At 68.8% G+C, this 9184-nt stretch carries 11 protein-coding genes and 1 pseudogene; 10 read left to right on the forward strand and 2 right to left on the reverse strand.

Annotated elements, in window-relative coordinates; all coding sequences use genetic code 11:
- Both VGZ32_RS07160 and VGZ32_RS07165 read right to left on the reverse strand, forming a co-directional pair.
- Window positions 1-485: pseudogene (locus tag VGZ32_RS07160) on the reverse strand (hypothetical protein); the annotation flags it as partial.
- Window positions 476-1117 carry a hypothetical protein gene (locus VGZ32_RS07165; RefSeq protein ID WP_326885064.1) on the reverse strand — a complete coding sequence of 214 codons (642 nt, stop codon included), beginning with the start codon at window positions 1115-1117 and terminating at the stop codon, window positions 476-478. The gene VGZ32_RS07165 and the pseudogene VGZ32_RS07160, both read right to left, overlap by 10 nt.
- 317 nt (window positions 1118-1434) lie before the next feature.
- Here VGZ32_RS07165 and VGZ32_RS07170 point away from each other — a divergent pair, with 317 nt between their 5' ends.
- The 10 genes from VGZ32_RS07170 to VGZ32_RS07215 form a co-directional block, all read left to right on the forward strand.
- The gene (locus tag VGZ32_RS07170) at window positions 1435-2229 is read left to right on the forward strand and encodes a hypothetical protein (protein ID WP_326885065.1); all 795 of its coding nucleotides are present in this window, start codon (window positions 1435-1437) and stop codon (window positions 2227-2229) included.
- 13 nt (window positions 2230-2242) lie between these two features.
- Complete coding sequence (locus VGZ32_RS07175; RefSeq protein WP_326885066.1) at window positions 2243-3154, forward strand: hypothetical protein; 912 nt, start codon at window positions 2243-2245, stop codon at window positions 3152-3154.
- Window positions 3154-4452, forward strand: a complete 1299-nt coding sequence (locus tag VGZ32_RS07180; RefSeq protein ID WP_326885067.1) for a CpaF family protein — start codon at window positions 3154-3156, stop codon at window positions 4450-4452. The genes VGZ32_RS07175 and VGZ32_RS07180 overlap by 1 nt, the downstream gene beginning before the upstream one ends.
- 10 nt (window positions 4453-4462) lie before the next feature.
- Window positions 4463-5419 carry a type II secretion system F family protein gene (locus VGZ32_RS07185; RefSeq protein WP_326885068.1) on the forward strand — a complete coding sequence of 319 codons (957 nt, stop codon included), beginning with the start codon at window positions 4463-4465 and terminating at the stop codon, window positions 5417-5419.
- The gene (locus VGZ32_RS07190; RefSeq protein ID WP_326885069.1) at window positions 5419-6318 is read left to right on the forward strand and encodes a type II secretion system F family protein; all 900 of its coding nucleotides are present in this window, start codon (window positions 5419-5421) and stop codon (window positions 6316-6318) included. Before VGZ32_RS07185 ends, VGZ32_RS07190 begins: the two co-directional genes overlap by 1 nt.
- Window positions 6319-6354: 36 nt before the next feature.
- Window positions 6355-6609, forward strand: a complete 255-nt coding sequence (locus VGZ32_RS07195) for a hypothetical protein (RefSeq protein ID WP_326885070.1) — start codon at window positions 6355-6357, stop codon at window positions 6607-6609.
- 4 nt (window positions 6610-6613) lie between these two features.
- Entirely contained in the window at window positions 6614-7048 is a 435-nt protein-coding gene (locus VGZ32_RS07200; RefSeq protein ID WP_326885071.1) for a TadE/TadG family type IV pilus assembly protein, read from the forward strand.
- 28 nt (window positions 7049-7076) lie between these two features.
- Window positions 7077-7523: a TadE family protein gene (locus VGZ32_RS07205; RefSeq protein ID WP_326885072.1), complete on the forward strand. Its 447-nt coding sequence runs from the start codon at window positions 7077-7079 to the stop codon at window positions 7521-7523.
- Entirely contained in the window at window positions 7520-7993 is a 474-nt protein-coding gene (locus VGZ32_RS07210; protein ID WP_326885073.1) for a pilus assembly protein TadG-related protein, read from the forward strand. Before VGZ32_RS07205 ends, VGZ32_RS07210 begins: the two co-directional genes overlap by 4 nt.
- A 26-nt stretch (window positions 7994-8019) precedes the next feature.
- Window positions 8020-9184 (forward strand): LysM peptidoglycan-binding domain-containing protein (locus tag VGZ32_RS07215; protein WP_326885074.1); only part of this gene is annotated, 1165 nt, incomplete at its 3' end.

A 9184-nucleotide genomic window follows, 5' to 3' on the forward strand; every position in this document is an offset into this window, starting at 1 on the left:
ACCCACGGGTTGTTCGCGCTCAGGCCGTCCGCGAACTGTTGGGCTGGGAAGACCGAAGCGTAGGTGAAGTCGTCGGTCCGGCAGCCGACTCCCCACCACATGCCCGCGTCTGCTTGGTGATAGTTCGCCTCGCCCTGATACATCTGGTCCATCTGCTGGAGATAGGCCTGCGTCGCCGGGTCGGGGGCGCTCGCGTTCGCGCCTTTGATCAGCGCGCTCAGGTCAGCGCCTGTGTACTGGGGCTCGAGCCAGCAGACCGGCGGCGTCCACTGGAAGGTCGGGCTGCCCGCAGCGGGCGTGCTGGACGGGTACATCTTGATGATCGTGCAGATGACGAACGTCTGGGCAGAGTTCACCGCGTGGTTGACCGACGCGCCCCCATTGCAGGACACGCTCGCGGACGCGTTCGGCGCTGCAACGACGACCGCGCTAAGGGCTGTCAGCGTGGCGGCCAGCACTGCGATAGGCCTTCTGCTCAGCCGCATGACCTGCTCCCTGCCTGCGTGGAGAGGTAGTCGATGACGAGTCTCCCCGTGTTGTCTTTCGCAAACGAGAAAGCCCACTGTCGCAGAGCGCTGCTTCCGCTCGGCGCGCTTCCCTTCGGCGAGTCGCCCTGCACCGTCACCGGTAAGGCCTTTGAGTCGTCCTCGCAGAAAGCGACGCCATAGAAGCCGTTCGTCTGGGACGGCGTGACCTTGAAGAAGGTGACGGTGCCGGACGGGCGGGTCTTGTTCGCGGTGAGCTGGGTGAGCAACTGGGTGATCTGGACGTCGGCGTATTTCGTCACCAGCGTATGTACCAGCGGGTCGTCGGCATTGCCCCGTGCGAGCGCCTCTTCGTAGGCATAAACGACTGACTTCACGTCCGCCGTGATCGACAGCAGCGTGGCATCGGTCGTCGCCGGCGGCTCGAAGTTGATGCTCAGATCGGCCGGTATCGAGGCGGACGCGTCGGGCGACGGAGACGGCGTCGAGGGTGTCGGCGACGGCGAGGTCGCAGCTCTGGCAGTCGGCAGTGATGCGGGCGGCTGCGACGCCGCGTTGCCGCACGCTGCCAGCACCGCGCACAGCGCCGCGCTCACGGCGATCGCGGAGAACAGGGTTTTGCGACGGCCCATGGAATTTCCGTCCCCAAGACCCCTGGTCTGGTGCCCGAGGGGTTCTGAAGTTGCAACACCGCACCGAGAGGGTAGGACGGCACCGGATCGTAGTCGTCCGGTTGCGGACCGGGTAGTCGCAGAAGTCGGAATTAACCAAATCTTTGTCGGAATGGCTGGCCTGAACTGGCATCACCTTGCCAAGGTGGGGCGCGATTCAGGATCTTGACCACTTGGGTCTGTTCGATAGCGTTACCGCGCGGGTACTATCAGCATCCGATCCGGGCCTGAAGCCGCCCTTTGCACCACAACTTGACTGGCCGGGGGGCCTGAGCACCGTGAAAAACATCGACAACGGCATGCCGCCGAGTGGGGGCGGGTGGAAACCCGCGTCCGGACCCGTCATCACCGGCCGTCTAGCGCCACCGCCGGTCACCGGCCCCGCCGGGCCTGCCTCCGGCCTGGGCGGTGGCCCCGGCCCCACGCCGGCTACCGTCCGTCCGCCGTCCGCCCCACGCGAGCGCAGGCCCGCGCTCATCGCCCTCGGCCTCCTGCTGGTCCTGTGCGGTGTGCTCGCATCGGTCTACCTGCAGCAGCGGGCCGGCGACCGGGTGGGCGTCGTCGAGATCACCAAGCGGGTGCCGCAGGGCCAACCGGTCGCCGACACCGCCATCACCGAGGTCATGGTCGCGGTCGACTCCAGCATCAGCTACGTGACGTGGGCGCAACGCGGTCTGCTCTCCCAGTACACCGCCGAGACCGATCTTCTGCCCGGCACGATCCTGGTCGGCCAGATGCTCACCACCTCCGTCCCGCTGCCCCAGGGCTCCGAAGTGGTCGGGGTCAGTCTCAAAGAGGGCCAGTACCCGTCCGGAATCCAGGACGGCGACACGGTGAGCGCGTACTTCGTCTCCAACAAGAACGACCAGAACACCGGCCAGCAGTACCTGGCCAACGGCTTCACCACCGGACCCGTCGTCGCCGGCGTGAAGGTCTACTCGGTCGGCACGCCGAGCACCACATCCAGCAACCTGGACATCTCGCTCGTGCTGGCCCAGCAAGACGCCTCGGCCGTCGTGCAGGCGGCCTCCGGCGGCAACCTCGTGCTCGTATTCGACAAGCACACCGAGTAGCCGGAAGCGGATCATGGCGCTGATTATCGTCGCGGGGGACAAGGGATCGCCCGGGGTCACGACGAGCGCGGTGGCTCTCGCTGCCGCCTGGCCGCGCCGCGCGGTGGTCGCCGAATGCGATCCGCACGGCGGCGACCTGGTCTATCGCCTGGCCGCGGAGAACGGCGGGCCGCTCGACCCGAACACCGGGTTGCTGTCCATAGCCCTCGCCGCGCGGCACGGCTTCGACACCAACGCACTGCCCCAGCATCTGCAGCGGGTACACGGCGGCATGGACGTGCTCCTCGGCCTGGGCACGGCCGAGCAAGCGGCCGCGCTCGCCCCGCTCTGGCAACGGCTCGGCCGATCCTTCGACCAGTTCGCCGACCTCCAGTACGGAGAGACGCGCTACGGCGGCGACGTGATCGCCGACTGCGGCAGGGTCGGACCCGACTCCCCGACGCTGGAGATGATGGCCTTCGCCGCGATGGTGCTGCTCATCGCCCGCGCCGACGCCGAACAGATCGCGCACGTCCGCGACCGCGTCAACGGCCTGTCGCAGAAGCTGCACGGCGCGCACGCCTCGACCGCGTCGGTGGCGCGGCCCCCGATCGGCGTGGTGTTGATCGCCCCGCCCCGCGACGCGAAGCAGGTCGCGGCCCAGGTCGGCGAGCTGCTGGCGGCGACAGCTGGCGGCGCCGAGGTGCTCGGCGTGCTAGCTGACGACCCGGACGGCGCCGCCGCGCTCAACGGCCGCGGCCGCGCCCGGATCGACCGCTCGCTGCTGATCCGCTCGGCCCGGGACGTGGCGACCTCGGTGACCCGCCGCTACGGCCTGACACGTCAGGGTCCTTATCCATACCAGCCGCAATCGCAGCCCCACGACCAACACGAGGGCCGGACGCAGGGCTTCGGCCGTGACCAGGGCCAGACGGTGGGCGTCTGATGGATCACGGGCTGGTCAAGCGCCTGCGCCAGGAGGTCGGCGACCGGATCGCCGAACAGCGCCGCCTGGACCAGATCTCCGGCCTGCCGACGATGAGCGGCGAGGACGAGCGGCAGTACGCCCGCGCCGTGATCGCCCAGGTACTGCACGAGCACGCGCGCAGCGAGGTGACGGTCGGGCACGCGCCACCGAACGCGGAGGAGGAAGAGGCGCTGGCCGCCGGCGTGCACGCCGCGCTGTTCGGTGTCGGACGGCTCCAGCCGCTGCTCGACGACCAGGACATCGAGAACATCGACATCAACGGCTGCGACCATGTGTTCCTGGGGTACGCCGACGGCCGCGAGGTCATGGGCGAGCCGGTCGCCGAGTCCGACGACGAGCTCGTCGAGCTGGTCCAGATCCTCGGCGCCTACTCGGGCCTGTCCTCCCGTCCCTTCGACTCGGCCAATCCGCAGCTGGACCTGCGGCTGCCGGACGGCTCGCGACTCTCCGCGGTCATGGACGTCACGCGGCGGCCCGCGATCTCGATCCGCCGCGCCCGCCTGGGCAAGGTGTTCCTCTCGGACCTGGTCGGCAACGGCACGCTGCTCCCGGAACTCGGCTCGTTCCTGTCCGCCGCCGTGAGCGCGCGCAAGAACCTGATGATCGCGGGTTCGACCAACGCCGGGAAGACCACGCTGTTGCGCGCCATGGCGAACGAGATCCCGTCCCACGAGCGCCTGATCACGGTCGAACGGGCACTCGAGCTCGGGCTGGATCAGTTCCCTGAGCTGCACCCCAACGTAGTCGCGTTCGAGGAGCGGCTGCCCAACTCGGAGGGCCTTGGCCACATATCTATGGCCGAACTCGTGCGCCGTTCGCTGCGCATGAACCCGTCGCGGGTCATCGTCGGCGAGGTGCTCGGCGACGAGATCGTCACGATGCTCAACGCGATGTCGCAGGGCAACGACGGCTCGCTGTCCACGATCCACGCGAACTCCTCGGTCGAGGTGTTCAACCGCATCTCCACCTATGCACTCCAGGCGGCCGAGCACCTGCCGATCGAGGCGTCGCACATGCTCATCGCCGGCGCCATCGACTTCGTGGTCTTCATTGAGAAGCGCAACGACTACGTGCACGGCGGCACCCTGCGGCGCTATGTGTCGTCGGTCCGCGAGGTCAACGGCGTCGACGGCCGCGTGCTTTCCTCCGAGGTGTTCACCCCCGGGCTGGACGGCCGCGCGGTGCCGCGCTCGCCGATCGCCTGCCTCGAGGAACTCGTCGCGCACGGCTACGTTCCCAGCGGACTGTGGGCGTGAGGGAACTGAGATGAACCCTGCCGAGCTGTTCACCCAGGGCACCGCCGAGGCGATCGCCTTCGGTCTCGTCGCGGGCCTCGGGCTCACCCTGTTGATCGTCGGACTGGTCGGCTTCCCGCGCAGGCCGAAGGACCCCACCGGCGGCCCGGACAGCGCCGCGCTGATCCAACGCTATGGTCAGCGCACTGTGATCGCTCTCGCGGTCGGGCTCGTGGTCGGCCTGGCCAGCCAGTGGCCCGTGCTCGGGCTCGGCGCGATCGTGCTCACCTTCTTCTGGAGGGAACTCTTCGGCGGCGCGGGCGCGGAAAAGCTGGCGATGCGGCGGGTCGAGGCACTGGCGATGTGGACGGAGTCGCTGCGCGACACCATCGCCGGCGCGGTCGGCCTCGAGCAGGCGATCCCGGCGACCACGCGGGCGGCGGACCCGGCGCTGCGCGAGCCGCTGAACGCGATGCTCGACCGGCTACGCGGCCGGATGCCCCTGCCCGAGGCGCTCCAGCACTTCGCCGACGACATCAACGACTCCTCCGCGGACCTCGTCATCGCAGCCCTCATCCTCAACTCGAAGCTGCGTGGCCCGGGACTGCGCGACGTGCTGACGGCGCTGGGCCGCTCGGCGCGCGAAGAGGTCGACATGCGCCAGCGGATCATCGCCCAGCGGGCCGGCACTCGTCGCTCGGTGCAGATCATCGTCGGGGTCGTGGTTGGATTCGTGCTCCTGATGGCGATTTTCAACCGCGGCTTCATGCGGCCGTACGGGACGCCGATGGGCGAGCTCGTGCTCACTGCGGTGCTCGGTCTGTTCGGGTTCGGATTCTGGTGGTTGCGTCGCCTCGCGATGACCGAACCGCCAAGCCGCTTCCTGATCAAGTCCGCCGCACGTGAGCCGATGACGCCGCTCTACCGCCCACAGCAGGTGCAGGCGACAGCCGAGGGAATGGCGCCACCACGGAGAGGCGGCCCCTGATGTGGACTGAGATCCTTATCGGCGCCGTCTTCGGGCTGGGTCTGTTCGTAGTCGTCTGGGCCCTGATACCGCATCGCCTCGGTGCCGCGGCGCAGGTGGCGCGGATCGACGCGCTGCGCTCGCTCGGACAGTTCGGCGCCCCGGCGCCCGCGGCCACTTCCACGAAGGAACGTCTGGGCGCGCGAATCGCCGAATTCTACGCCCGGCAGGGCTGGGAGATGCGGTCCGTGCGCGCGGACCTCGCCATCATGGAGCGCTCGTGGCAGCAGTTCCTGGCCACGAAAGTCGGGCTCGGCGCGACCGGATTCCTGTTCGGGCCGCTCGTGTTCGGCGCAGCCGCGTTGCTGGGACTTCACCTCACGCCGATCGTCCCGCTGTGGCTTGCGCTCACGTTCGGCGGACTCTTCTTCATCCTGCCGGACCTGGAGGTACGTCGCGAAGCCGCGGCGAAGCGCGACGACATGCGCCGGGTCGTGGCCGCCTACCTCGACCTCGTGTCGATGAACCTGGCCGGCGGCCGCGGTCTGCCGGAGGCATTGATGACGGCCGCCGAGGTCGGCGACGGCTGGGCGCTGCGCCGCATCCGCGACTGTCTGACCGACGCCAGACTCACCGGTGTCTCCCAGTGGACGGCGCTAGGTCGGCTGGGGACCGACCTGGGTATCAAGGAACTGACCGACCTGGGGTCGGCGCTCACCCTGGTCGCCGACGACGGCGCGAAAGTGCGCTCCTCACTGTCCTCGCGCGCCGAGACGATGCGGCATCGCGAATTGGCCGAGATGGAAGGAAAAGCGGGTGCGCGCTCCCAGTCGATGCTGGTGGCGCAGCTGCTCCTGTGCACGGGGTTCATGATCTTCATCCTGTACCCAGCCGTGACCCAGATCTTCCAGTTGAAGTAACCGGGCGCGGTCCATCCACAAGAGGAGGAAACTGCGATGCGCACATTGTCAGGCGGTGAGGCGCTCGAGTACGCGTGGCTGAGCCTACGTGCGCGGATCGCCAAGGCGCGCTCGGGCGAGCTGGAGCGCGGGGCCTCGGCGGTCGAATGGGTGATCATCACGCTCATCGTCGCCGGGCTCGTCGTCTTCGTCGGCTTCCTGATCTCGCAGGCGGTGCGCGGCCGGGCCGGCCAAGCCGCGACCTGCATCAACGGGGCCAACGGCGCCAACACGCAACAGAACTGCCCTTGATCAGGTGAGACCCAGGGGTGCTCGTGACGGCAAGCGCCGAGACGCCGAGAGCGGCGTCTCGGCGGTCGAGTTCGTCATGCTCACCCCGCTCGCGTTCTTGATGATCTTCCTGACCGTGCAGTTCGCGCTCTACATGTATTCGCGGCACGTCGCCATCGCAGCTTCCCAGGAGGGTGCACGCGTCGCGCGGACTGAGGCGGCCACGAACACGAACTGGCAGACGGACGCCACCGACGAGGCCGATCACTGGGTGACCCAGCTCGCGCCGAGCCTGAGCAGTCTCGGCTCCCAGGCAGCGAAGGAAAAAGTCGACGGCGTGGACAACGTCTCCGTCACGGTCACCGTCTCCGTGCCGTCGCTCTTCCCGTGGTGGTCCGGATCGCTGTCGGTCACCGAGATGAGCGAAGGCCCGATCGAGCAGTTCATCCCCGACAACTGACAAGGACCAGGACAGCCAGGGAGGTGTGATGAAGCGGAAGCGCGATCGCCGGCCGCGGGAGTCCGGTATATCAGCGGTCGAGGTCGTGATCCTCGCGCCGGTCGTCATCGGCTTCGTCATGTTCCTGGTGGCTCTCGGAGTCCTGGTCGACGCGCGGGGGAGCATCCAGGGCGCGGCCCGCGACGCGGCGCGCATGGGCTCGCTGCAACGCGATCCGACATCGGCGGAGCGGGCGGCGCAGCAAGCGGCCACTGCCGACGGAATGGACAGCACGTGCGACGGCGGCTGGTCCGTCAACGAGGTCGATCCGAACACCGGCAACCAGACGGCGGCGTTCGCCCCCGGCGAGCTCTACACGGTCCAGATCGTGTGCAACGTCAACCTCAGAAGCCTGGACTGGTTCAGCTTCGGCACCAAGACCTTCGTGATCAACGCCACCGCCCCGCTGGACTACTTCCGGAGGTCGACGCCATGAGGCTCCGGATGCCGCGCCGCATGCCGGGCCTGCCCCGGCGTCATGAGCGCGGCTCCTTCACCTTCATCGTCGTCTTCTGGGCTCTGATGACGATGCTGCTCGGCGGGCTCGTGATCGATGGCGGGCTGGCGATCACCGAGCGGCAGCGCATCGGCGACATCGCGGAGCAGGCCGCGCGCGCCGCGGCGGACGACCTGAACCAGGACCAGCTGCGCCAGGGCAATTACGCGCTTGACAGCACTTACTCGGCTCAGTGCGATGCGGTGGTCCAGGCGTCGGGACTCGACCCGGCGTCGGCGATTACCGAGTGCCTCCAGACGGGAACGAAACAACTGGCGGGGGGCCAAGTCGTGCCGGTCGTCACAGTGCGGCTCACGTTCACCTACAACCCGATCCTGCTCAGCATGTTCTACAGCGGCACGTTCACCGCGAACGCCAGCGCCACCGCCTATCCCCAACCCGGGTTCTGATTCGACGTCGGAGAGCGAGGTACGCCATGGCACCCCCCTCGGGCGCGCCGACTCGGTCGGCGCCCGGCGCCCAGGCCGAGCAGTGGGTCCCGCGCCCGCAGCGGCTAAAGCACCACCGCACCTTCACGGACGTGGTCAAGGGGCTCGGCGCGCTGCTCGCGCTCGTCTTGCTGATCGGCGTCATTCCGTTCGCCCTGGTGCGCTACATCGGCTGGCCGCTGCCGCACCACATGCCGTCCGCGGACTTCTTCAAGCAGGCGATCACCCCCGACGTGCTGCTCAAGGCGCTCGCGGTCATCGTGTGGGTGGCCTGGGCCCAGTTCGTGGCCTGCGTCGTGGTCGAGATGGCGGCCGCGCGGCGCGGGGTCGGGATGCCCGCGCGCGTGCCCGGCGCGGGCCCGAGCCAGTTCCTCGCCCGGCAACTCGTCGCGGCGCTGCTGATGATCACGGCATCGGCTGCCTCATTCGTGCCCGATCTCGCGCACCTCGGTGCCCAAGCGGGACCGCCCGCCCTGCGCAATCCGATCGCTTCGACGGCCGGCGCCGTCCCGGGACCCGGAGCACCTGGTGCAGGGCAGGGCCAGTCCCAAGCGCAGGGCCAAGGACGCACGGCCGCGGCATTCCTCAGCCCGGCCAAAGCGCACGGTCTCTTCACCCAGTCGGGTCGCGATTCCGCCGCCGCATCCGTGAACGCCAGCGCGGGGACGAGCGTCAATCTGCCGACGCTGCGCGGGGAAACCGGCGTCCGTCTCGCAGACGATTCGTCCACCTCCGCCCTCGACGCGGGCAGCGATCCGAGCCTGGCCGCGGCTTCGGGCGGCACGAAGCTCTACCGGGTGCAGCCTCCGCACGGCCGCCATCACGACTCGCTGTGGGAGATCGCGCAGCGGCATCTCGGCGATGGCCGCAGGTACAAGGAGATCTTCGCCCTCAACAAGGACCGGGTGCAGCCCGACGGGAGCAAGCTGACCATCGCCTCGCTGATCCGGCCAGGCTGGATTCTGACGATGCCCGCCGACGCTACTGGTGGCGACCTGGTCACTGAGCCGCCGGCATTGCCGCTGCCCGGAAGCGGAACCTCGGCTCCATCTCAGGGCACTACTCCAACGCCACCGCCGCGCCTCCATGGCCCTCTGCCACCTCAGGACACTGCGCCGGCGACGCCATCTCCGTCCGCGACCGGCACGCAAG

It is taken from the genome of Actinocrinis sp., from assembly GCF_035938995.1.
Lineage (GTDB): Bacteria > Actinomycetota > Actinomycetes > Streptomycetales > Catenulisporaceae > DASZGI01.